This is a genomic window from Neobacillus drentensis (assembly GCF_036966985.1).
Taxonomy (GTDB): domain Bacteria; phylum Bacillota; class Bacilli; order Bacillales; family Cytobacillaceae; genus Neobacillus; species Neobacillus drentensis_E.
This window is the reverse complement of the sequence record NZ_JBALSN010000373.1, coordinates 1-493: the sequence shown is the minus strand read 5'-3', so window position 1 is coordinate 493 and position 493 is coordinate 1. Positions and strand designations below refer to the sequence as shown.

Below are 493 nucleotides of genomic sequence, written 5' to 3'. Positions count from 1 at the left end.
ACTAAAGCACCCTTTAGTGAAAGAAGCGATACTATGCTTCTAATGTTTCTTCCAATTCTTTAAACAAGTCATAAGGTTCAACTTCTAACCCAATTAGCTTCGCATTCCAGTTAACACCAACTAACAAATCATCTTCATTCATTCCGTATATCCAATTATTCATAAATTCCTCTAATGGTATCGATGTTGGTTTATAATGTGACCACTCTTCGACTGCACATTGTCGTGCATATGCTTCATCCGACCAAAAAAGCATAACTACTGTATCTTCATATTCGTTCGATTCACATACACACCATCCATCTTCACTTTTTAATCCCCAAACCATCTTACTTTCTGAAACTCTTTTAATAAAGTTTTCATATCGTCTTTTTGAATTTATAGTCAAATCAAGTTCCATTGTTAATCTCCTCATTTCTGGTTATAACCCAATATTCTTCACAATTATCATTTATCCCTTATTCCACTAAACTCCACCGTTAGTGGAACAAGA

General features: G+C 34.1%; 1 protein-coding gene. It reads right to left on the bottom strand.

Going from position 1 to position 493, the window contains the following annotated elements; translation table 11 throughout:
* Nucleotides 1-31: 31 nt before the first annotated feature.
* On the bottom strand, nt 32-400 hold the full coding sequence (locus V7659_RS22380; RefSeq protein WP_335542397.1) for a DUF2750 domain-containing protein: 369 nt from the start codon (nt 398-400) through the stop codon (nt 32-34).
* Between the last annotated feature and the right edge of the window lie 93 nt (nt 401-493).